Annotated in this window: 18 protein-coding genes; 4 read left to right on the forward strand and 14 right to left on the reverse strand. The window is 61.9% G+C overall.

The features are described 5' to 3' along the window. Positions 1-18: 18 nt before the first annotated feature. From M2397_RS09300 to M2397_RS09340, 9 genes are all read right to left on the reverse strand, one after another. A complete protein-coding gene (locus M2397_RS09300; RefSeq protein ID WP_259242715.1) occupies positions 19-1317 on the reverse strand; it encodes an acetyl-CoA C-acetyltransferase in 1299 nt (432 codons plus the stop codon). After that, positions 1314-2204 (reverse strand): MaoC/PaaZ C-terminal domain-containing protein, encoded by an 891-nt coding sequence (locus tag M2397_RS09305; protein WP_259242717.1) that lies wholly within the window; start codon positions 2202-2204, stop codon positions 1314-1316. The genes M2397_RS09300 and M2397_RS09305 overlap by 4 nt, the downstream gene beginning before the upstream one ends. Before the next feature lie 3 nt (positions 2205-2207). Continuing rightward, the gene (locus tag M2397_RS09310; RefSeq protein ID WP_259242718.1) at positions 2208-3551 is read right to left on the reverse strand and encodes a 3-oxoacyl-ACP reductase; all 1344 of its coding nucleotides are present in this window, start codon (positions 3549-3551) and stop codon (positions 2208-2210) included. Between the two features lie 151 nt (positions 3552-3702). Continuing rightward, a complete protein-coding gene (locus tag M2397_RS09315; protein ID WP_259242719.1) occupies positions 3703-6228 on the reverse strand; it encodes an acyl-CoA dehydrogenase in 2526 nt (841 codons plus the stop codon). A gap of 255 nt (positions 6229-6483) precedes the next feature. Then, positions 6484-7938 carry an outer membrane protein transport protein gene (locus M2397_RS09320; protein WP_131699328.1) on the reverse strand — a complete coding sequence of 485 codons (1455 nt, stop codon included), beginning with the start codon at positions 7936-7938 and terminating at the stop codon, positions 6484-6486. Between the two features lie 131 nt (positions 7939-8069). Beyond that, the gene (gene praB, locus M2397_RS09325; RefSeq protein ID WP_027608591.1) at positions 8070-8564 is read right to left on the reverse strand and encodes an alkane oxidation protein activator PraB; all 495 of its coding nucleotides are present in this window, start codon (positions 8562-8564) and stop codon (positions 8070-8072) included. Positions 8565-8686: 122 nt separating this feature from the next. Beyond that, complete coding sequence (gene praA, locus M2397_RS09330; protein WP_259242720.1) at positions 8687-9181, reverse strand: alkane oxidation protein activator PraA; 495 nt, start codon at positions 9179-9181, stop codon at positions 8687-8689. A 118-nt stretch (positions 9182-9299) separates the two neighbouring features. Further along, complete coding sequence (locus M2397_RS09335) at positions 9300-10580, reverse strand: alkane 1-monooxygenase (protein WP_167655820.1); 1281 nt, start codon at positions 10578-10580, stop codon at positions 9300-9302. Positions 10581-10874: 294 nt separating this feature from the next. Continuing rightward, positions 10875-11864: an alpha/beta fold hydrolase gene (locus tag M2397_RS09340; RefSeq protein ID WP_237683125.1), complete on the reverse strand. Its 990-nt coding sequence runs from the start codon at positions 11862-11864 to the stop codon at positions 10875-10877. A gap of 276 nt (positions 11865-12140) precedes the next feature. On the opposite strand from M2397_RS09340, the gene M2397_RS09345 reads away from it, so the two are divergent. The 3 genes from M2397_RS09345 to M2397_RS09355 are packed head-to-tail and all read left to right on the forward strand — an operon-like array spanning position 12141 to position 15415. Then, positions 12141-13679, forward strand: coding sequence for an NAD(P)/FAD-dependent oxidoreductase (locus tag M2397_RS09345; protein ID WP_131699324.1), 1539 nt, complete (start codon positions 12141-12143; stop codon positions 13677-13679). Continuing rightward, the gene (locus tag M2397_RS09350) at positions 13676-14566 is read left to right on the forward strand and encodes an SDR family oxidoreductase (RefSeq protein WP_131699323.1); all 891 of its coding nucleotides are present in this window, start codon (positions 13676-13678) and stop codon (positions 14564-14566) included. Before M2397_RS09345 ends, M2397_RS09350 begins: the two co-directional genes overlap by 4 nt. Positions 14567-14581: 15 nt before the next feature. Next, on the forward strand, positions 14582-15415 hold the full coding sequence (locus M2397_RS09355; RefSeq protein WP_184742521.1) for a metal-dependent hydrolase: 834 nt from the start codon (positions 14582-14584) through the stop codon (positions 15413-15415). Here the strand turns inward: M2397_RS09355 and M2397_RS09360 are convergent. After that, positions 15412-17487, reverse strand: coding sequence for an EAL domain-containing protein (locus M2397_RS09360; protein WP_131699321.1), 2076 nt, complete (start codon positions 17485-17487; stop codon positions 15412-15414). The genes M2397_RS09355 and M2397_RS09360 overlap by 4 nt on opposite strands. A gap of 207 nt (positions 17488-17694) precedes the next feature. Here M2397_RS09360 and M2397_RS09365 point away from each other — a divergent pair, with 207 nt between their 5' ends. After that, positions 17695-18024, forward strand: coding sequence for a DUF6388 family protein (locus M2397_RS09365; RefSeq protein WP_131699320.1), 330 nt, complete (start codon positions 17695-17697; stop codon positions 18022-18024). Here the strand turns inward: M2397_RS09365 and M2397_RS09370 are convergent. From M2397_RS09370 to icmH, 4 genes are read right to left on the reverse strand one after another with little or no spacing between them, the layout of a single operon-like run. Then, positions 18000-18872 carry a serine/threonine-protein kinase gene (locus M2397_RS09370; protein ID WP_259242721.1) on the reverse strand — a complete coding sequence of 291 codons (873 nt, stop codon included), beginning with the start codon at positions 18870-18872 and terminating at the stop codon, positions 18000-18002. The genes M2397_RS09365 and M2397_RS09370 overlap by 25 nt on opposite strands. Beyond that, positions 18869-19597, reverse strand: coding sequence for a PP2C family serine/threonine-protein phosphatase (locus M2397_RS09375; protein WP_259242722.1), 729 nt, complete (start codon positions 19595-19597; stop codon positions 18869-18871). The genes M2397_RS09370 and M2397_RS09375 overlap by 4 nt, the downstream gene beginning before the upstream one ends. After that, positions 19594-22965 carry a type VI secretion system membrane subunit TssM gene (gene tssM, locus M2397_RS09380; RefSeq protein WP_259242723.1) on the reverse strand — a complete coding sequence of 1124 codons (3372 nt, stop codon included), beginning with the start codon at positions 22963-22965 and terminating at the stop codon, positions 19594-19596. The genes M2397_RS09375 and tssM overlap by 4 nt, the downstream gene beginning before the upstream one ends. A 15-nt stretch (positions 22966-22980) precedes the next feature. After that, a complete protein-coding gene (gene icmH / locus M2397_RS09385) occupies positions 22981-23844 on the reverse strand; it encodes a type IVB secretion system protein IcmH/DotU (RefSeq protein ID WP_178116773.1) in 864 nt (287 codons plus the stop codon). Positions 23845-23849 lie beyond the last annotated feature (5 nt).

Consider the following 23849-nt stretch of genomic DNA (forward strand, 5'->3'; position numbering starts at 1 on the left):
TTGTTGTTTTTGTTGGCGCTACTTTTCGACGATGGCGGTAATGCCCAGCCCGCCCGCCGCGCAGATGGATATCAGGCCGCGACCGCCGCCCCGCTCGTGAATGGCCTTGGCCAGGGCCGCCAATTGCCGGCCACCGGTGGCGGCAAACGGGTGACCGCAGCCGAGGGAGCCGCCGTTGACGTTCATTTTGGCGCGGTCGATGGCCCCCAGTGGCGCGTCCAGGCCGAGCCGTTCGCGGCAGTAATCGGCGTCTTCCCAGGCCTTGAGCGTGCACAGCACCTGGGCGGCAAACGCTTCGTGGATCTCGAAGAAATCGAAGTCGGCGAAACTCAGCCCTTCGCGCTTGAGCATGCGCGGTACGGCGTAGGCCGGCGCCATCAGCAGGCCTTCGCTGCCGTCGACAAAATTCACCGCCGCTGTCTCGCCCGTGCGCAGGTAGGCCAACACCGGCCAGCCATTGGCGGTCGCCCACTGTTCGCTGGCCAACAGCACCACCGAGGCGCCATCCGTCAGTGGCGTGGAGTTGCCCGCCGTGAGGGTGCCGTTCTGGCGATCGTAGGCCGGGGACAGCCCGGCGAGTTTCTCCAGGCTGGCGTCGGCGCGCAGGTTGTTGTCCCGCACCAGGCCGCGATGGGGGCTGATCAGGTCGTCGAAGAAACCGCGCTGATAAGCGGCATCCAGGCGCTGGTGGCTGGTGAGGGTCAGCTCATCCTGGGCCAGGCGCTTGATCTGCCAGCGCTGGGCCATTGCCTCGCAATGCTCGCCCATGGACAAGCCGGTGCGCGGCTCGCCATTGCGAGGCAACAGCGGCTTGAACAACATCGACGGACGCACCTTCAGCAGCGCCTTCAACTTATCGCCCATGCCCTTGGCGCGGTTGGCCGCGAGCAAGGTGTGACGCAGGGATTCATTGATGCCGATGGGCGCGTCGGAGGTGGTGTCGGCGCCACCGGCGATGCCCACCTCGATCTGGCCGAGGGCGATTTTGTTCGCCACCAGCAAGGCTGCTTCCAGGCCGGTGCCGCAGGCTTGCTGCACATCGTAGGCCGGGGTCTGCGGGGACAAGGTGGTCGACAGCAGTGACTCACGCGCCAGGTTGAAATCCCGTGAATGCTTGATCACCGCGCCGGCGGCAAACTCGCCCAGGCGCTGGCCGTGCAGGTTGTAACGGTCGACCAGGCCTTGCAGCGCCGCCACCAGCAGGTCCTGGTTGCTGTCGTGGGCGTACACCGTGTTGGAACGGGCAAACGGGATGCGGTTGCCGCCGATAATCGCCACGCGGCGGGTCGGGGCCGGATTGAAGCTGTAGTCACTCATGTAGGGCTCTCATTCCAGACAAATAGCCCGCGCATATGCGGTTTTTCGCCGGCGAAATTGCGCACTTCGAATTCGCGGCGAGGGCCGCTCACGGGGTGTTGCCACAGGGCGACCTGGCCGGGCAAAAAGATCGGCAGTTTGAAGTCGCAATGGGCTTGGGCCTGATCCAGGCCACCGGGCGGTTGTTGCGCGGCCAATGCGCGGCCGAGGGTCCACATGCCATGGGCGATGGCGCGGCGAAAGCCGAAGAGCCTGGCGCCGATCAGTGAGGTGTGGATCGGGTTGAAGTCCCCCGAGACCTTGGCGAAGCGCCGCCCCAGATCGGCCGGCAACACCCAGCGCTGGGTGCGCAACAGGCCTTCCTCCTGCAACGCCAGCGCGTCCTCCCACGGCTCGCCGACGGGACTTTTGACCTCGCGGCGCAGGTACAGGCTGTCGCTTTCCCACACCAGGGTGCCGCTGCTGTAGGCGCGGGTGGCGATGCTCAGCGCCTGGCCCTTGGCATGGGCCACCCAGCGTTCACAAAAGACGTCCAGGCGCAGCGCCTGGCCTTCCCGCAGCCGCTGGTGCTGCCGGATGCGGTTGGCCAGGTGCACCATGCCGCTGGCCGGGTACGGAAAACTCGGACGGGTCAGCAGCATCAGGTGCAGGGGGAACGCCAGCACATGGGGGTAAGACAACGGCACACCCTGCTCGCGGCGAAAACCACAGGCACGGCCATAGGCGGCGATACCGGCGGCGGACAACTCCACCGCCGAGCGCACCAGGCGCTCCTTGGGCAACAGCGGGGCGCCGTCGAACTTGGGCTTGCGCAAGCCACGCACGCCGTCCAGCAACAGGCGCGTGCGTGATGGCGGTGGGTCGATGATCTGCGTCACGTAGTCCATGGCTCAGGCTCCCAGCAGGCTTTGGCCGCACACGCGCACGACCTGGCCGTTGACCCCGCCGGACGCAGGATGCGCCAGCCAGGCAATGGTTTCGGCCACATCGATCGGCTGCCCGCCTTGGGACATCGAGTTCATGCGCCGCCCCGCCTCGCGAATCATCAGCGGGATTTTTGCGGTCATCTGGGTCTCGATAAACCCCGGCGCTACGGCATTCACCGTGACCTGTGCCGCCGCCGCATGCGGCGCCAGGCCTTGCACCAGGCCAATCACGCCGGCCTTGGAGGTGGCGTAGTTGCTTTGCCCGAGGTTGCCGGCAATGCCGGAGATCGACGACACGCACACGATGCGCCCACCGGGGTTAAGGCCCTGGCATTCCAACAGGGCGTTGCTCAGGTTCAACGGCGCTTCAAGGTTGACCGCCAACACGCTGCGCCAGGCCGCCTCCGTCATCTTGGCGATGGTCTTGTCGCGGGTGATCCCGGCGTTGTGCACCACCACGTCGAAGGCGCCGTATTGGCTGACGTGGGCTTGAAGCTGGGCAGCGGCGTCCGCCGCCGTGATGTCCAATGGCAGCGCCGAACCGTCCACACTGGCGGCCGCCTGTTGCAGCGATGCCTGGGCCTGGGGCACGTCCACGCAGACCACATGGGCGCCGTCGCGGGCGAGTACCTGGGCAATCGCCAGACCGATGCCACGGGAAGCGCCGGTGACCAGCGCGCGTCGGCCGGCGAAGGGTTTGTCCCAATTGACGCTGACATGACCATCCACGGGTTTTTCCAGGCGCACCACCTGCCCGGAGACGTAGGCCGAACGGCGCGACAGGAAGAAACGCAGGCTGCTGTCCAGCGCGTTTTCCGCACCCGGCGCCACGTACAACAACTGCACGGTGATCGCCCGGCGCAGCTCCTTGGCCAGCGAGCGCACCAGCCCTTCGAGGGCACGCTGGGCGATGGCCTGGGGCAAGTCCGCGCAGTGCTCGGGCGCCGTGCCCAACACCACCACTCGACCGTGCTGGCCAAGGCGTTTGGCGTTGGCGTGGAAGAATTCGTACAGCTCATCCAACTGTTTCAGGTCGACCACAGCGCTGGCATCGAACACTGCGCCCTGCACCTTGACCGTGGACGGCGCCTTGAGCGTCGCCGGGGTGGCGGTGACCGTGTCGGTGGCGCTGAACACCTGTTGCACCTGCGCAACCATGCGCCCTGCCCCGGCGACAATCACCGGGTTGGCCAGGCCTGGCTGGCCGCTGCGATGGCGCTGCAACGGCACGGGCTGAGGCAAGCCCACCGCCTGGGCCAGGCGACGGCCCCAGGGGGAATTGACGAACGATAGGTAGCTGTCACTCATATCCGCATTCACTCACAACACATTCTGACCTTGTAAACCCGATCCAATGTGGGAGGGGGCTTGCTCCCGATAGCGGTGGTTCAACCAATGAGTCGGTGACTGATGGATTGCTATCGGGAGCAAGCCCCCTCCCACATTGACCGCGTTTGTCCTAGTTGACCGAGGCGTTTTCGCTTTGGCTGCTGCGGCGCTTGGGCGCCGGTTCCAACGCCTGCTTGCGCTGCTGCAACGCCTCCAGCAAACCGAAGTCCTGGGGGAAGTCATCCACCTGGATAGCGTGGTCGGCGTATTCCACATAGCGCGCCAGCAAGGCGTCTTCGTCGTCGCTGATCAGGTCCAGCGCCCGCGCCTTGACGCGCCAGACGGTAAACGCGGTGGTGGAGATCGGCATTGGTTCGAGCAGGCCTTGCTTGATGGCCGGCTTGAGTCGGGCGTCGATCAACTCCACCTGCGGCAACAGGCGGAAGCCCAGTTCGCCATAGGCCAGCTTGTCGATTTCCGGGCGCGGAATGTAGGAATTGGCCAGCAGGCGGTCGCGGGTTTCGCCGGGGGTCTGCACCACATCAGCCACCTGGGCCAGCAGGTGGTCCGAGGGTTTGCGCAGCGGAATACCGAACGGGAACGTCAAGCCTCGCAGCACCGCAGCCGCCGCCGTGGAGGGGTAGTTATCCAGCACTTCGGCGAGGGCTTCATGGGCACGCAGCAACGCGTCCTGTGCCGCCCAATGCACCAGCGGCAGGTCTGTCTGGGGCCGGCCGTCGTCCTCAAAGCGCTTGAGCACGCAGGACAGGATGTACAGCTGCGACAGAATATCGCCCAAACGCCCGGTGATACTTTCCTTGCGCTTGAGGGCACCGCCCAGCACGCCCATGGAAATATCCGAGACCAGCGCCAACACCACCGACAGACGATTGGCCTGGCGATAGTAGGTTGCCAGCGCCGGGTCGGTTTTGGCCGGTGCGGAAATCAGCCGCCCGCCTGTCAGGGCATGCACCGCCGCACGTACGGTGTTGGCCAGCACGAAACTCACATGGCCGAACATCGCGCTGTCGAATTCCTCCAGCGCCTTGCGCCGGTCCGCGTTGCGGGCGGCTTCCATTTCGCGGAATACATAGGGATGGCAGCGGATCAGGCCCTGGCCATAGATGATCAGGCAGCGCGTCATGATGTTCGCGCCTTCCACCGTAATGGCGATGGGGCTTTGCTGGTAGGCGCGGGCGAGGAAGTTATTGGGGCCCATGCAGATGCCCTTGCCGGCAACAATGTCCATGCCGTCGTTGACGATCATCCGCGCGCGTTCGGTGACGTGGTATTTGGCGATGGCCGAGATCACCGAGGGTTTCTCACCCGCATCCAGGGACGCCACCGAGACCTTGCGCACCGCATCGCAGGCATATAGGTGTCCGGCCATGCGTGCCAACGGCGCCTGCACGCCTTCGAACTTGCCGATGGGCAGGCCGAACTGTTTGCGCATCGCGGCGTAGGCCGTGGTACCGCGCACCGCGACCTTGCCCAGGCCGACGTTGGCCGACGGCAGGGAAATCGCGCGGCCGGCGGCCAGGCATTCCATCAACATGCGCCAGCCGTTGCCCACTTGCTCGCGGCCACCGATGACCCATTCCAGCGGGATGAACACATCCTTGCCGGTGGTCGGACCGTTCTGGAACACCGCGTTGAGCGGCCAGTGACGACGGCCGCTGTTCACGCCGGGATGGGAGGTAGGAATCAGGGCGCAGGTGATGCCCAGCGAACCTTTCGGCCCCAGTAAACCGTCCGGGTCTTCGGCGCGAAACGCCAGGCCAAGCACCGTGGCGATCGGCCCGAGGGTGATATAGCGCTTGTCCCAGGTCACACGGAAACCCAGTACTTCCTGGCCTTCATGGGTGCCTTTGCAGACGATGCCCAGATCGGGAATCGCCCCGGCATCGGAGCCCGCATACGGGCTGGTCAGGGCAAAGCACGGGATGTCTTCGCCCCGGGCCAAGCGCGGCAGGTAGTAATTGCGCTGGGCGTCGGTGCCGTAGTGCAACAGCAACTCGGCCGGGCCCAGGGAGTTGGGCACCATCACCGAAATCGCCGCCGCCGAGCAGCGCGTCGAGAGCTTCATCACCACCTGGGAATGGGCGTAGTGAGAGAAGCCTTTGCCGCCGTACTGCTTGGGAATGATCATGCCGAGAAAGCCGGCATCCTTGGTGTACTGCCAGCCTTCGGGGGACATGTCCTGCCAGACCTGGGTAGTTTCCCAGTCGTTGGCGATGTCGCACAGGGTTTCCACTTCATTGTCGAGGAAGGCTTGTTCCTCGGCGCTGAGGCTCGCCGGGGCGGCTTGCAGCAGGCGCTGCCAGTCGGGCTTGCCGCTGAACAGCTCAGCGTCCCACCACACCGTGCCGGACTCGATGGCGGCGCGTTCGGTGTCGGACATCGCCGGCATGATCGTGCGAAACAGGCCGAGGGCCTTGCTGGTCAACAACGTGCGGCGCAGCGGTTTAATGGTCATCAGCAAAGCCGGTAACACCACCAGCACCGCCGCGACGGTGGCGCCGAACGCCGCCACCACGTTGAACAGGTAACCAATCGCCAACCAGACCAGGCCAGCGCCCAACCACAGGGTGGCGGCAGCTTGTCGATACGCCAGGGCAATCGCGGCTGCGACACCCACCAATAACCAGATAACCATGGGGATACCTCTACTCGATTCAGGGCGTGGTTTACGTGCGAAAGGTCGGATCGACCTGCGGCGTAAAGCCACACTACAAACTTGGAAAGCCAAATTCAAATTTTGTTTTGAAATTTTTATTTAATGCTTGGGCGAAAAAATAGCGGCTGAATGAATCAGCCTGGGAACGCCAATACTCAAGGAACTGTCGACGTGGAATGAGGGTGAAGGCATCAAGATGCGCTTGGTGCCTTTTCCATCACCCTCTATGAAACATCAGAACGCGTAGGTGGCCGACACGCTCACCACATCGCCCGACGACTCCGCCTTGCCATTCAGGCTTGCGCCACCCAGGCGATCGACGTTTTGAGTCTTGAGCTTGACCTCTTGCACGAACTGGTGGGAATAGGCCAAGTCAAGACTGAGGCCTTTGATTGCTTTCACATCGTAACCAGCCCCCAACGACAGGAATGTACGGTCGCCATCCGGGATTCGCGGGTCGCGGGTCGAATTGCGTGTAGGTGTCTGGTCAAGGGCTACACCTGCACGCAAGGTCAACTCATCGGTCAAGCGGTAGTCTCCGCCGAGGGAGTACATCCAGGTGTTCTTGTAGTTGTAGGGAATGGACACAATGGTGGTGCCACCGGACTCGAGTGTCAGGTCTTTGAAAGAGGACCACTCAGTCCAGGTCACACTGGCCCCCAGGGTGAAGCGATCGTTGAACTGGTGCACCCAGTCCAGGCCAGCCGTGGCAGGAATGTCCAGTTGGACACTGGCATGGGCGCCGTCCGGCGCCAGCTCTAACCCTGGATAAGCGGTATTCACCAACGTACCGCTACCGCCAAACGGGCTTGGCTGGGTCATCAGGTTGTAGGAAAACTGATCGGCGTAAATATTGTATTTGCCGGTCATCTTGTTCTTGATCTTGGCGTGGTAATTCAAGCCAAGGGTATCTCGTTCCGTGGGTTTCCAAACAATGCCGGTAAACCAGCCCGCTGAAATGTTGTCGACCTTCACACGCATCAAGGCACTGCCGACATCAGACGGAAAATTGATCCCGCCCAGCACGGAATCGGACACCGCGGCGGCAGACAACAAGTCCACGTTTTGGCTGACGAAGCCCTTGCTGTGTTGCACGATCACGCCACCGCCGATAGAGAATTGGTCATTCACCTTAAAGGACAGGGATCCGGTCAACCCTACGGTTTCAATTTTGGTGTCCACCGCAAAGTCGCGCAGTTTCGAGTCCTGATCCCAAGTGGAGCGCATACCTTGCGGCACAACCTGGCTCAGGCCGAAAGCGAACCGATCCCCCAGGGGCATGACCATGAAACCGGTTGGCAACCAGGCAGTGAACCCGCCTTGACCACCGTCGTTGTTATTCACCGTAGTCGCTGCAACGTCGGGAAACCCATTGGCGTCCAAGGGCGTATTGGAAATCGGGTTGCCTGCATAATCAGAGGCGTCACCTTTGTACTTGATCTTGATGCGGGCATAGTCGACGGTAAATTGCGCCACGTTGTGTTCGACAAACGCCATGGCCGCCGGGTTGTTGTACGCGGAACTGGGATCGTTCTTGAACAACGAACCACCGGCAAATGCCCGGCCCCAACCGGGTGCGCCGTAGGTCGGTGTTGAAAAACCGCCGGCCTGTGCAGGCGCATTCACCATCGCCCCGCCTATCAGTGCCAGCCCCAACAAAACCTGCACGTGTTGTTTCTTATTATTCATGCGGCACTCCTTATTGTTATTTCTCTGAGCCGGCCCCGCCGGTTTGTTTTGCTTCCGGCAGTTCACAAACTGGCGCCCGATCGAGGCGCCAGTCTTTCAACAGGTGATCAGCCCGGTGTGTCCGTTGCCCATCAAGGCACGATGGTAAATGTCGGGCTTGGGGTAACGCTGAGGCTCACCACGGTGCAGCTGCCGCTCAGGGTCTGGTTGGAGGCGGTCAGCACACCACCGCTGTAGCCCACGGTAATGGTGGACGGACCGCAATTGGACGCCGGGTACAGAACCGACGCGGCGATGGTGTAACCAACGTTGCTGACCGAGCCCGCAGCGGCACCGGTGGCGGTCAAGGTCCATGGCAGACCGGTGATTTTCGGCAGCGCACAAAGACCACCGCCGGTCACCGCCACGCCAGTGATTTTTGCGACACCGCTGGCATCGACGTTCCCGGTAAAAGTTGCGCCGCAGTTAACAGTGGCCTGGAACGAGGATGGTGACTTCACCGAAATGGTGCCTGGCGCAGTGAAGCTCGAGTTCACCGGGGTGATGCTATAGGCATTGGCCATCGAAGCAGCGCCCATGCAAACAGCCAAAGCAGACAACGACACGAGGGTTTTCAAGCTTTTCATTGTTTTTCCTCACATGTAATGGCGAGTCATTCGCCAGGGGGTAATGGCCATGAACGAGAGGTCACGGTGAAACTGCAGAACTTCCCTTTCCAGCCAAATTTCAATTCAATTACCGCAGCACGTTATTCAACAACTTTGAAGTTCGGCGGCATCTTGATCGACACCGTCTTGATCTTGCAGTCTTCGCCAATCGGTACATTGGCCGCTTCCAACTTGCCGGTGGCGTTATCCCAGGTGCCATCGGCGGTAGAAGGCCCGCACTTGCCGCCCAGGCCGAAGGCGTGAACATCGACGCTGATCTTCGACATGGAACCGCTCCTGGTATCTTTGGCGACCAGAATCCACGGCAAGTTGATGGCTTCGACCCGGCTGCACTTGAGGCCACCGTCGAATTCAACTTTGTCGACATTGACCGAGGTACCGTCAGGCGCCACTTTGCCGGCTACCTTGATGGTGCAGTCGGCGCTGATCAGCGCGCCTTTGGAGAAGCTGATCGGGCCTTGGGCGGTAAACGCGCTGCCGGCCGGTTCGATACGTGCGGCCTGGGCCTGGTGATAGGCGATCAAGCCCAGCGCGGCGAATACGATATGGGTGGTGAACTTGGCAGGTGTTTGCATGGTGTACGTCCTTCCCTTTAATTATTTTTGTTCGGGTCAAAGCACTTTCTCTGGGCGATAAAATCCTGCGCGGCAATCAGGCCCCGAGCACACAACAAAAACTAAGTGTTATTTCAGATCAAAACGGCTTGGCACTGCCGCTGTACTTTTCCAGGTACTTCAAACGCTGTGAAGGTTGAAGGTTGGTCAGGGTGATATCCCCGGCATAGTGATTAAGGACTCGATGGTCCATGCGTCGTCGCCACAAGTAAGGCACATACGCCCAGACAATCATGCTCGCGTAGCCATAAGGCAGCTGTGGCGATTCATCAAAGTGACGCAACGACTGATAACTACGGGTGGGGTTGGCATGGTGATCGGAATGCCGCTGCAACTGGAACAGAAAGATATTGGTGACAATCCGATTGCTGTTCCAGGAGTGCCGAGGCGAACAACGCTCATAACGACCGTTGGGCAACTTCTGGCGTTTAAGGCCGTAGTGCTCCACATAGTTCACCACTTCCAGCAACGAGAAGCCGTAGATGCCCTGGATAATCAGGAACGGAATCACCGCTGCCCCCAACCAGGCAATCATCGCGCCCCACAACACCACGCTGTACATCCAGGCACTGAGCACAGCGTTTTTCCAATGCCAGGCCGGCAGGCCGAGTTTGCGCAGGCGCTCGCGTTCCAGGTTCCAGGCCGAATGTGCGCTGAACCACACCGAGCGCGGCAGGAAGGCCCAGAAACTTTCACCCAGCCGCGAGCTGGCCGGGTCTTCCGGCGTCGCGACGCGCACGTGATGACCACGGTTGTGTTCGGTGTAGAAGTGCCCGTAGAAAGTCGGCGCCAGGGTGACCTTGGCCAGGAACACTTCCAGGGCATTGGGCTTGTGCCCCAGTTCATGGGCCGTGTTGATGGCGATGCCGGTGGCGGCGCCGGTCGACATGGCCATGCCCAGGTAGGTGAACCAGCTCGGTTCGCCATGCAGTTGCGTACGGTCGGTGATGTAACCGGCGGCGTGGACCAGCCAGCTGGAAGGCTCAAGGTTGGCGGTGGCATGCAACAGGCCGCCCTGGATGATCCAGTCGATGCCGCCGGCGGCCAGCCATCCGGTAATCACTACCGACGAGATGACGAACAGCACACCGGTGTAGACGATCCAGCGGTAGTAGCTTTGGGACTCGAGGTGGCCAACGGCGGATTCGGGCGGGTTACTCACGTCTTCACCGAGCAGGCCGTCGATCAATGGGATCAGGCCGAAGATCACCAGCACGCCGACCCACCACAGTTGTTGAATGCCGGTGGTAATGGCGAGTGCGCCGGACAACAGAGGGGTAGCCAACGGCATGATGCCCAACCACCACAGGTGGCGCTTGCCGTCGGTCCAAACGCTTGGCGCTGCCAGAGTCTGGTTCATGGCAGCCTCCGTGGCAGGCAGGCGGAAAACAGGTTCAGGGAGCACTGGGTGCCCCGGGAAATCAACCATGCGATAAAAGACGTTTTTTTCATTTTTATTCGCTCTTAGGCATTTCAAAAATCATTTCAAAATAAATATTGAAATATTTTTTTAAATAAATAACGCGGAATCGTTAGGTCGTCAACTACTTTTTCGAAGCCTTTTTGGCGTGACCGAGCAGTCTCTTTTTCAGCCGTCTGGTCAGGTCTCTAGGGCAAGCATTTGCGACGTTTGACCCCACGATGAAGGCCACGATTATTTGTTCGCCAAGGCAAAGGGCGGATGCAGGACCGTGGCCGTTTCCACAGGGCGCACGCGCTTGGCCACGTGCAGCACGGCCTCGACCACCCGCGCCGTGGCGGTGATCGGCAGCATATGGCCGCGCCCTTCCACCACTTGCAACTTGAGGCCTGGCACTTTGTCGGCGAGGGCCTGGCCATGGGTGCGAAAGTCCAGCACCTTGTCCCGCGCGCCATAGATAAGGCCGATGGGCAGGGTCAGTTGCGGGTAGCGCTTGACCATCCCGGGCAGGCAGTCGTTGACCAACGCAATCTCGCTGGAGGCGGCGTAAAAGTTGTCGGGGCGCATCCCCAGCAAGCCGCCACCCTGGGTGGCAAAGTCCGCGGGAGCGGCGTCCGGCGCAAACACGCCCTTGACCACGGAACGTCGGGTCAACAAGCCCATGGGCACTGTGAGGGTGTTGGCCACAAAGCGTCGCAACCAGGCCGGTCGTACCGCCAGCGACCAGAACACCAGCGGCAACGTGGGCTGGGGATGGGTCAACGGTGCCACCAGCACAAGGCCCGATACCGTCTCGGGATGATCGAGGGCCAGGGCCAGGGAAATCGCGCCGCCGAGGGAATGCCCCAGCACCACAGGCTTGTCCAGGCCAAGCTGGTTGATGAAGGCCGCGACTTGCCGCGCCTGGGCCGGCAAGTCCGCAGCGGTACCTTTATGCCGCGTGGAATAACCCGACCCGGGTCGGTCGAGGGTGATCACCCGAAAGTGCTCACGCAACTGGCCGGACAAGGCATAGGTCAGGTTGCGACTGCTGCCCATCAGCCCGTGAATCATCACCAGGGGTGGGCCCTTGCCCTCTTCCACATAATGAAAGCGCTCGCCATCCACCTCTACGAAGCGCCCGTTGATTGGAACAGCGGCTTCGATGCGCCGTGTCATCCAGGCGCTGAAACCCCATAGCACCGCACTCGCACCCGCCGCAGCGGCAACCCACTCCACAGCCATAGCTCGGTCCTCAGCTTCCCTATTGCCGGCGACCTGACCGGAATTGATCAAGGCCTCGGCCAACGTCCACACCCTGGACCTGACGGCGTGCGTACCACGCTCGTCCGTCGGACAAGTCGCACACAAGGCACAAGTTCCTAGCGTAGGCGCTATTTTCAGGTAGATTATTTAAAATCTTTTTTTAAAATAATTAATTCAATTTTTCTTTGCAATGGTGTTCTATCTAAAAGACAAAACAAAAACAGGAGCACATCCGATGCCCACGAAGGTCCGCCTATGAATGCCCATAGTGATTCCATCGACATCGCCATCATCGGCTCTGGCTTTGCCGGCCTGTGCATGGCCATCAAGCTCAAGGAAGCGGGGTTCACCCACTTCTTTATCGCCGAGCAGGCCGATACCCTCGGCGGCACCTGGCGGGACAACCATTACCCAGGTTGCGCCTGCGATGTGCAGTCCCATGTGTATTCGTTTTCCTTTGCGCCCAACCCGGACTGGACTCGGCAGTTCGCGCCGCAAGCAGAAATCCGCGCCTACCTGGAACACTGCGCTGCGCGCTTCGGGTTGGCGCCGTACCTGCGCTTCGGCATGGGTCTTGAGCGCGCGGTGTTCGACGACCAGCAACAGCGCTGGCAGTTGAACTTCAGCGATGGTCGCCAGGTAAGCGCGCGGGTGCTGATATCCGGGATGGGCGGGCTGTCGCGTCCGGCGCTGCCGGACATACCGGGGCTGGAGAACTTCAAGGGCAAGCGTTTCCACTCCCAGCAGTGGGATCACGCGTACGCCTTGAAAGGCAAGCGCGTGGCGGTGATCGGCACCGGTGCCAGTGCCATTCAATTCGTGCCGCAGATCGCGCCGCAGGTGGCCCACCTGGACCTGTTCCAACGTACCCCGCCGTGGATCATGCCCAAGCCCGACCGAGCCATTTCGTCCTTCGAACGTTGGATGTTCAAGCACCTGCCTTTCACCCAGCGCTTGGTGCGCGCTGCCTTTTACTGGGCCCTGGAAGGCCGCGTGGTGGGCTTTTCCCTGCACCCGCGCCTGATGAAAATGGTACAGAAAATAGCCCTACGCCACCTGCACAAACAGGTGGCCCGCCCTTCCCTGCGCAAGGCCCTGACGCCGGACTACACCATCGGCTGCAAGCGCGTGCTGATCTCCAATGACTACTACCCGGCGCTGTCGCGCAGCAATGTCGAGGTGGTCACCGAGCCGGTGCTGCGCATCGAAGCCGACGGCGTGATCACCGCCGACGGCCTCAAGCATCCGGCTGATTGCCTGATCTTCGGCACCGGCTTCCAGGCCACCGACCCGCTGCCCCGCGACTGCATCATCGGTCGCGACGGCGTGGACCTGATGGACACCTGGCGCGACGGTGCACACGCCTATAAGGGCACCACAGTGCCGGGCTATCCCAACCTGTTTCTGATCATCGGGCCCAACACCGGCCTGGGCCATAACTCGATGATTCTGATGATCGAGGCGCAGGTGACCTACATCCTCGACGCGCTCAGGCAGATGCAGCGCCATCGCATCGCCACGGTGGACGTCAAACCGACAGTGGAACAGGCCTATAACCGTCAATTGCAAGACAAACTCAAGCGCACCATCTGGAACACCGGCGGTTGCCAGAGCTGGTACCTGGACCCACGTACCGGCAAGAACACCACCCTGTGGCCCGCTTCAACATGGCGCTTCAAGCGGGTCACCCGGCAGTTTTCACTCAAGGACTATGTGGTCGACCTGTTGCCCCTCAACACCCCGCTCCGTCCGGCAGCGGCGCCCCACTCCAGCGCAGAAGGCAGCCTCTCATGAAGTCATTCAACGGCCGCGTGGCGGCGATTACCGGCGCGGCGTCCGGCATGGGCCGCGCATTGGCCCTGGCACTCGCGCGCGAAGGTTGCCACCTGGCACTGGCGGACAAAAACGCCCAGGGCCTGGAGCAAACCCTGGCACTGATCAAAACTTCAACCCTGGCGCCGGTGACGATCACCACCCAGGTGCTGGATGTTGCCGACCGCCAGGCCATGGAGGCTTGGGCGGCGCGCTGCGTGGCCGAGCATGGCCAGGTCAACCTGGTGTTCAACAACGCAGGCGTGGCCCTGTCGAGTACCGTCGAAGGCGTGGACTACGCCGACCTGGAATGGATCGTCGGCATCAATTTCTGGGGCGTGGTCCATGGCACCAAGGCGTTCCTGCCACACCTCAAGGCCAGCGGCGAAGGCCATGTGATCAACACGTCCAGCGTATTCGGCCTGTTTGCCCAGCCCGGCATGAGCGGTTACAACGCGACCAAATTCGCCGTGCGCGGCTTTACCGAAGCCCTGCGCCAGGAGCTGGACCTGCAACGCTGCGGCGTCTCGGCCACCTGCGTACACCCCGGCGGTATTCGCACCGATATCTGTCGCAGCAGCCGCATCGACGCGAACATGACCGGCTTTCTGATCCACAGCGAACAGCAGGCCCGCGCCGACTTCGAAAAACTCTTCATCACCGACGCCGACCAGGCCGCCAAGGTGATCCTGCAAGGCGTACGCAAAAACAAACGTCGTGTGCTGATTGGCCGCGACGCATATTTCCTCGACCTGCTCGCCCGTTGCCTGCCGGCGGCCTATCAAGCGCTGGTGGTGCTCGCCAGCAAGCGCATGGCCCCCAAGCAACGCAGGCCAGTGTTTGAAACCAACGACGAGCCCCGTCTCTGAACAGGAGCACGAATTATGTTGCCAATCCGCCGCGACCTCCATTTTGCCCTGCCCGCCGAGCGCATCACCGACTGGCACGAACAGGGTCCGTTCATCACGCATTTCTTCAATGCCTTGTCGCTGCTGTTCCCCCAGGGCGAGCTGTTTTTCATGGACAGCGTGCGCCACTACCGCCAACGCATCGACGACCCGGAGCTAAAGAAACAGATCCAGGGATTTATCGGCCAGGAGGCCATGCACAGCCGCGAACATGTGGCCTACAACGACCTGATGCAAGCAGCCGGACTTCCGGCGCACACCCTGGACCGTCGGCTGAAGTTCATCCTCGATCTGCAGAAGAAACACTTCGCGCCGTCGTTCAACCTGGCGATCACCATTGCCCTTGAGCACTACACGGCGATGCTCGCGGAGATCCTGCTGAGCGATCCGTCACGCTTTGGCGATTCGCTCAAGGGTTACCAACAGATGTGGTATTGGCACGCCCTGGAAGAAACCGAACACAAAGCCGTGGCATTTGATGTGTGGAATACGGTGATCGAGCCTGGGCCCAAACGCTACCTGCTGCGCACGGGCGCCATGCTCACCACCACAGTGTTTTTTTGGCTGGTGGTGCTGGATTTTCATGTGCGCCTGTTGATTGCCGACCGCAAGGCGGGTGGGCACCTCAAAGGCTTCTGGCGCATGTTGAAATTTCTTTATGGTTCCAAAGGAGTTTTCCCACGCATGCTGCGGCCGTGGTTGCACTACTTCAAACCCGGCTTTCACCCCTGGGATCACGACAACCGTGCACGCCTGACAGGTATCGATAGCTTGGTCGAGGAGATCGAACAGACCCAGCGCGGCTACTAGACCTGCGCCATGGCCGCACGCTCGCGCACAAAACCTTCCAACTGATCGCCCGGCAGCGCCTTGCTGAAATACCAGCCCTGAATGATCAGCTCGGCGCCGGTGTTCAAGAAGGCCAACTGCTCGGCGGTCTCCACGCCCTCCACCACCACGCCCAGGTTCAGCGCTTCGCAGAAACGCAGCATGCCAGTCAGGACCTGGGCGCCCTTGGGATCGTGCTGCGCCACCACGAAACTGCGATCGATCTTGATGAAGTCCACCGGGAACTGGTGCAGGTAACTCAAGGCCGAAAACCCGGTGCCGAAATCATCGATATAGACCTTGGCGCCGATGGCCTGCAATTTCTGGATATTCTGCCGCGTGGCCGGGATGTCACTGACCAGCGCGTCTTCGGTGATCTCCACCGACACCTGGCCATGGGCCTGGGCGAGGATCTCCACCAGGCGTTCGCCGTGGGCGGCGTCGGTCAGGGTGGCGCTGGAGATATTGATGGTCATCGGCAGAGCAAAGCCGAGCTTCTGCCATTTCTGGTACTGGCGAATCGCCTGGGATGCCACCCACACATCCACGTCCGGCATCAACCGAGCCTGGGCCAGCCACTGCAGGAACTCCCACGGTGAATGCACCGTGCCCTGCGCATCGCGGGCGCGCATCAGCGCTTCGCAGCCCGTACACAGGCCGGTGCGGGTCGAGACCTGCGGCTGGTATTCAAGATAGAACTCATAGTCGCTGATCTGCTGGATGCGGCTCAGTTCATTGGCCTGGCGCGCCACGGTCTTGTGGGAGGCCAGGACCGGGTCCAGTTCGCGCAGCCGGCCTTTTTCTTCCAGGCCGCGGAAGGTCATATCCAGAGACTTGAGGTACACCGTGCCACCTTCGGCAACCTGGCGATGAATCGCGCGCACATAGGGTGCGTACACCAGCGTGCCCAAGCCCAATAACGCCAGTTGCAGCGCTACCGCCGCCAGGTCGCCGTGGGTACTGAGGTAGGCATTAAGCAGTACCGGCGCAGTGAACGGTACACTGGCTACCGCCGGCGACACCCACCCCATCTGCACCACCGTCAACGCCACCATGGCGTTGACGGCGGGCACTAACAGAAACGGTATGAACAAGCGCGGGTTGAGAATGATCGGCAAGCCGAACAGCAGCACCTCGCTGACGTTGAATAGCGAGAGCGGCAAACTCGCCACCGCCAGCAGACGCATGGACTGGCTCTTGGAAAACAGCAGGATCGCCAGCAGCAGGCACAACGCACCGCCCGAGCCGCCGATAAAAGCAAAGCTGCCCAGCAGGCCGCTGTTCAACACATACCTGATCGGCTCGCCCGCCGCCGACGCCGCGTTATTGAGCACCACGGCCTGGTCCAGCACATCAAACAGTGGTTGCATGGCGTAGACGCCGTGGATCCCGAAAAACCACAGCAATGAGTTCATCAGGGTCACGAACAAACCGCTGCCATAGGGCGACTCCAGAGCATCCAGCACCTGAGGCCCCTGGAGCTGCGCCACAGACGGAACCTGCAACAGCGAGGACAGCACCACCACCAGCAACAGGGCCGTGATGAGGCCTGGCACCACCATATTGATCGTGCCCCTGAGGTTGTGCCCCACCAGGTCCTCGTTGACCAGGCGGGTCCAACGGAAACGGTGCAGCCAGGCAATGGCCGGCACATTGAGCAACGGCGAGGCGATAGCAATGAACAGTACGAACGTCGCCGAGGCTCGGGGGTATTCGCGCAGTATGAACGTCGCCACCACCACATGGGCCAGGCACAGGAATGCCACCGGCAACTGTGGCAGGCGGTGCTGGATAGCCAGCATGTAACCGATGGAGGCGGCAACCAACAGCGGGATCACTGAGCTGATCTGGTTGTGCAACCCGGCCAGGAATGTCACTACCTGTGGGTCGAAGCCCAGCACTCGGGCGCATTCGGACAGGATCAGAAACCCTGCCGACACCAGCAGGCACGGCAGGATCCACAGCAGCCCTTCACGGATGGCACGCAACGACTCGGTGCTGGCCAAAGCCGCCAGGCGCTGAGTAAGGAAAAGTTTGAATAGCGTTTGCGCCATGCCCCATCCCTCTGCCCATCGCTCTCTGCCCCCAGGGGCAGGCCCAAAACCCCTGTAACGCTACACGCCCTGATGCCGTGAGCGAAAGACTTTTGCCACACTACCGGTCATTATTCCAAATCAATTTAGGCCCTTGTGGACGATTGGCGCCCCGACGCCGAGAACATGCCGAGGGCCCCGATACCGTTCCCTTTCAGGAGTTAACCTTTGACACCACCTGGCGATAACCACCAACGCGCCCTGGATAGATTCCTGAGCGAACATCCGGGCGTAGCCCTTGAACTCAACACCCTTAACCCGCTTGCCGCCCAAGCCAAGGGCGAAACCCTCGCACAGTACCGCGATGAACGCCTGCATGAAGCCTTCGAGGCTGAAGCCGAACGCCAGGGCCTGTTTGCCTGGGAATTGACCCTCAAGCTGACTGCGGACTCCCGCGAAGCCTTTGAGGCCCAACGTCTTGAAGTGCACAAGGAAGTGGCGCAGATGGCCGGCCTGAGCTGGGCCGAGTACTGTCAATTGCATGACTTGCCCGGCTGAACCCGCAACGGCAGGTACCAGTGCCGCCTGCCATCCAGCGCCTCGCGCAACTCGGCGACGGAAACGCTGCGCCACTGCGGATCCATGGCCAACGCTGAGTGCAGCGCCGACCAGCAATGCCTGGGCAATCGGCGCGGCCGCGGCAGTGGTCGATCGGGCTGGCGCTCGCCCAGGCGCTCGCCCTGGGCCAACTCATAGATCACGCAGGCCGCGCCATACAAATCGGCGCCGGCTGACAAGCCCCCACCCGCCATCAGTTCCGGCGCTGCATACGCGGGCGTCCAGGCGTTCAAACGGCTGCGGTTCAAGCCCGGCAGCCCGGCTGTCTGCTGCATTTTCGACCGGCCCAGGCCGAAATCGAACAAACGCAATCCCTGCTCACCCATCATGATATTGGCGGGCTTCACATCGCCATGGAGAATGCCCTGCTGGTGGGTGTACGCCAGCGCGTCCAGCAGTTGCAAGGCGATGGGCTGCAGCTCCTGCCAGGGCACTCCTTGTGGACACTCCACCAGCAGCCGATCCAGGGTCATGCCGTGCAGCAACTCCATGGTGAAGAATGCCACCTGGTGCAGCGTGTCGACTTCGAAGGAAAACACCCTCACCACATGGTCATGCCGCAAGCGGCGTGTGAGGGCGAACTCGCTGTACAGCAGCACATGGGCGTCAGGGCACGCGGAAAATGTTTCGTCCAAGCGTTTCAGGGCCACGCTGGAGGCGGGCTCACCGAACGCCTCATGCAGCAGGTCCCGGGCGCGATAGACCACCCCCATGCCGCCTGTACCCAGCTTGCGCTCAAGCTGATAGCGCCCGGCAAGCAAGTTCGGCGGGCTTGCCTCCTCGCTCATGGCTGGATCACGACGGCCGTAAGGTCATCCCGCGCCGGCCCACGCAACACGTCGCTGAACAATCGATCCACCACCCACCATGGCGAGCCTACGCTCATGGCGCCGCCCAGTTCGCCAAGGCTGAGCCCCTGGTACAGGCCGTCGCTGCACAACAAAAATACATCCCCAGGCTGGGTACTGAGTTCCAGTACCTCCAGGCTCAGCGCCTGTCGGGCGCCGATCGCACGGGTCAAGGCCCTGGCGCCCGGATAGACCTGGGCTTGTTCCAGGCTCAACTGCTGCGTATCCATCAGTTGCTGCAACACGGTATGGTCACGGGACAGCTGGTACAGCCGCTGCCCGCGCCACAGGTAGCAACGGCTGTCGCCCACCCAAATGCAGGCCGCACGCTGGTCTTCGAGCAACAGTACAACCACGGTACTGCCCATGATGCCTGCCAGGCCGTCGGCCGGCGCAATCGGCGCCTGCCCCAGTTGGCTGTCGAGCCCGCGCAGGCAGCGCCGGACTGCCTCGACACGCTGATCAAAACTGCCCTGATCTGGCAGCGCGGCAAGACTGCTGATTACCCATTGACTGGCCACATCCCCGGCCTGGTGGCCCCCCATTCCATCGGCGACCGCCCAACACCCACGCTGTGGGCAATCGAGGAACGCGTCCTCGTTGCGCGAACGCAACTTGCCTTGAACCGTGCGCCCGGCGCTTCGCCAGGTGTGCGCCGGGTTCACAGTTGCTCCGGCAGGCGGAAGGTGCGCCATGCCGCCATCTGGAACGGGCTCGGGTTGCGCTGGCTGGTCAGCAGGTAATTGGCGCGCAGGCCGGCCAGATCGGCCTTGAGAAGGTGCGCATCCCTGCCATTTGCCGGCTCACTCTGCAACAGGTCGAAGAAGCGGAACAACGACCACTCGCCACTGTTTTTTTCGATCCCCAGCGGTCGCTCCGTACCCCGTTCCAGCACCAGGCTGCTGCGACTGCCAGGCGCCTCGCCTGGCCAGTGGAAAGCCATAGGCACAATCGGCCCATGACGGTATTCCAGTTGTTGGTCACCCACCCGCAGGATCGCCCGGCTGACGGCTTGATCGAGACTGTAGGGCGCCAAGGTGAATCGAACGGCCCACTCCCCCTGCTCCTCGGTGAAAAAACCTTGCCGAATCATCTGGGCCCTGGCCAGTTGGTCCAACAGCGAGCGCGATATCGGCACGCTGCGACCGTCCAGCCCCCGCAGTCGATACCGGTTGCCATCAACGCTGACAAAAGGCCGCAGGTACGTTTCATAAAAGCGTGCCATAGCACCTCGGGGTTTGAAAAATGCCTGGAAATCGCCCAAGGCAACGTCACTGGTGGCATGCGCATTGAACGGGTAGCGACGCTGGATGGCCTTGGCGTAAAAACCATAGAGCTCGCTTTGGTAACGCTGGTTCACGTAGACATAGGTGCCATCGAGCAGATGACGCCAGACGTGGTCGGCAATGTCTTCGAGCCAGCCCTTGAGCGGCAGCGGCAAGCGTGCGGCGGCATTACGCAGGTTGGCCAGAAGAGGCTGCTGCCCTTCCATGCGCTGCTTGACCAAGGTGAACGCTGCCTGCTCCGGGGAACTCTCCCGGCTCAGCGACGACAATTGCAGGTGTAATTCGTCGAGCAGCCGAAATGCCTGTGTCAATTCAGCCCCCGGGTTCTGCTCTTCATCGAGTAGCTGGTGCAGCGGTTCGAAGCGGCGCTGCAGCGCACGCCGGGCCGTGTCAGGCAGTAGTTGGCCCTGCAACGGTTTGACCATCGCACCGGACACCGCGGCACTTAACTCACCGGCCTGCTGGCTCAGCGCCTCGACCCGATCGTGGGCCGGTAACAGCCGAGTGTTTTCGCGAACCTGCTGCAACAGGCGTACCAACGCCGACTGGGCGGATATCAGGCTCGCCAACTGCTCGGCGCTGTGCCGCAGATTGTCATTTTCCTGCAGGCGGACACGACCGAGAGCCTGACTCCAGGCATCGGCGTACTCACTCAAATAACGCTGTTCCAGGGCCTGCAGCAACCGGCGCATATCCACGGTGCTGAGGTCGGTACCTTCCCCAAGCACCCAGTTATCCTGGGCAATGGCATTGACCAGCGCAGGGCCCTGCTTTTCGAAATACTGCTGGTACCTTTTGGTGTAGAAGCCGGGTATGGGCGGTTCAAGGTTGGCGAACACGCCGCCATCGGCCAGTCGCAGAGGCTCCAGGCTGCGGGCTTGTTCGCGCAGCGCGCGGTAGACCACCTCTGCCAGCGACTCGCCGCGTAATGCCTGGCGGGCCTGGGCCACCAGTGCATCGTTCAACGGGGCTGCGAACGGTTGCTCCAGCAACCGCCCGAGGTGTTCGTTCAAACGCTTCTGCATCGAGGTATCCCCCGCATAACGGGCAGACCAATGGCCTGCCATGTACTCCGCCAACCACGCGTTATCACGCCGTTCGCGCAGGTTGAGCATCAGGTACGCCCGCAAGCTGTCCAGCAATCGCTCGCGCTCGCCAAGGCTGGCCTGCACCTGTTCTTCGAGCAGGGTTGCCACGTGCGGCAGCAACTGATGGCGCAAGCTCTCGTCATAGGCATTAGTCAATAACGGACGACTCACCTGCCCTTGATACAAGCCGGCTCGATCGACCCAGCGGACCTCGGTGACGGGTGGAAACACCCGTGTCGCTGCCAGACGACTGTCCAGCAGCGCCAGCAATACCCGGCTCTCGTCCGCATCAGGTTGAGCAGGCGCAGGCATGTTCAGCGCCTGCAACTGCACCAGACGCTGATGATTGAACGAATAACTGTGCCCCCATAACCACCCCGCCATACCGATGACCAGCGCCGTGGCCAGCGCCAGTCCCCCTTGGCGTCGATGCAGGCGACGCCGCTCGGGGGTATGCAGCCCGGCAAGATCGGCCTCGGCGAAAATCACTCGGCGGAACAAGCCCTGGACAAACTGCGAGCGCGTATCGCCCACGTTCGCACACGTCAGGTAGAACCCTCGCAGGCCATTGATACGCTGATAGCGCGGGGCGGAAAACGCCGTCTCGACAAACAGGCCCAAGCGGTCGCCCAGGCGTGCGACCTGCCGAGGAAAATCCAGCATACGACCGCGGCGCTCGCCGCTGCGCTCCTGATGCAAGCGTGGGATCAGCTCCGCCCCCAGGCGTTGCAGCAGCGCCTCGAAGGCCTCGCGCACCTGAGCAATGTCAGTTCCGGTCTTGCCCGCCACCAGGTGCCCGCCCAATATGTCTTCCGTGCCGTCGCCCTGCTGCGCATCAAAGAACTCGGCGAACCCTGGCAAACGGTCGGCCCGGGTCAACACCAGATAAACCGGCACATCTACATGCAGCGTCTGCTGGATGTCCTGCAAGCGGGTATGGACATGACGCGCATGGAGTTCCAGGTCGTGCTCATTGCCCCCCCAAAGCGTGTCCACCGACAACGTCACTACAACACCGTTGAGCGGGCGAGCCCGGCGGCGCGACCTGAGCAGACCGAGCAGCGTCGACCATCCCGCCGCATCCACCGTACGGTCAGGCTGGTCCAGGTAGCGCCCGGCAGTCTCCAGCAGCACGGCGTCATCGGCGAAGTACCAGTCGCAGTAGGCCGTTGTACCCGGGGTTGGCGACTCGGCCCGATCGAGTGGAAACTGCAATCCATTGGCGGCCAGCAGATGGGTCTTGCCACTGCCTTGATGGCCGATCAACAGGTACCAGGGCAGCGTATTTCGCCAACGCTCACTGCGATCACCGTAGCGGCGGGAGGTTTTCAGGGTCTGCAGCGCCTCCTTGAATCGCCCGCGTACCTGCCTCTGCTCATCGTGGATCAGCCCCAGGCGCTGATGATGCGCCTGGTGTTCCGGCTGGTTGAGCCGTGCGGCGCGACGCGCGCCAACCACCACCATCGCCAGCCCCCACAGCAGGAACAGGCAACAGATGGTCAGCAAACGAGCCGTCGCGCCTTGCCAGAACCGATAGTCATCCACCGCCAGCAAGGGCCCGAAAAACCACACCAGCAACGCGCTGGACAGCACCAGCAACAGGCTCCATAACCAAATCTTGCGCAGCACCGTGCCCGCGCCCTTGAAGAATGCGTTCATTCATTGCTCCCAGCGTTACAAGGGCGTCTGAGCCTGGTCCGACGCCAACGATTGAAAAGGTTGCAGCACCGTCATGCGCTCCGTGCCCAGCACCCAGGCAAACCCTGAGTACATCACCAGCAAACAGGCCAGCCCGACAGCCATGAGCCACTTGGCACAGAGCATGCGCACCGGCACGGCGCGGACTTTCCCTGCGTGCGATGGCGCGGCCATCGAGAGCCGATCTCCCCGCACATGCCTGATCTGCCGGTACAGCGCGTCGCGTACCCCTTCAAGCTGAGCGCCTCCCCGCTCCATCACGCGGTATTGGCCTTCGAACCCCAGCGACAGGCACAGGTACATCAGCTCCAGCATGGCCACGTGCTTGACGGGGTCGCGGGACAATCGCTCCAGCAGCAGGAAAAACTTCTCGCCGCCAAAGGTTTCGTTGTGAAAGCGACTCAACAGGCTGGACCTGGACCAGTCGCTGCAACCGCCCCACGCGGTGGTGACCACCGCCTCGTCAATGAAACTGCACAGCACATAGCGCGCCGACATCACCTGACCTTCCTCGCCCCCCAGGTGCAGGGCGTGCGCTTCAAACGTCGTGATGCCCGAAGACAACCGGTCGTTGAGGGTCTGCAGGCTCTCACGGCCGGAGCTGCCCTTGAGCTGCACCACCTGCAACAACAATTCCCAAGCCGCTGCCACCAGGGTGTTGGGGCCCACATTCACACTCTGCGAGCTGTGCAGCCGGGCGGTATAGATCATCCTGTCCTCCAACTGCTCGAAGCGCGGCGGCGATGGGAAGTCCGTCACAGCCCCCTGCGCCGGACCGCGTCCCTCGCGGTCAAGCAAGACGGTTTTCTCGTCCTGCGGGTATTCACTGTCCATCATCATGGGGT

This window comes from Pseudomonas sp. BIGb0381 (genome assembly GCF_024809815.1).
GTDB lineage: Bacteria > Pseudomonadota > Gammaproteobacteria > Pseudomonadales > Pseudomonadaceae > Aquipseudomonas.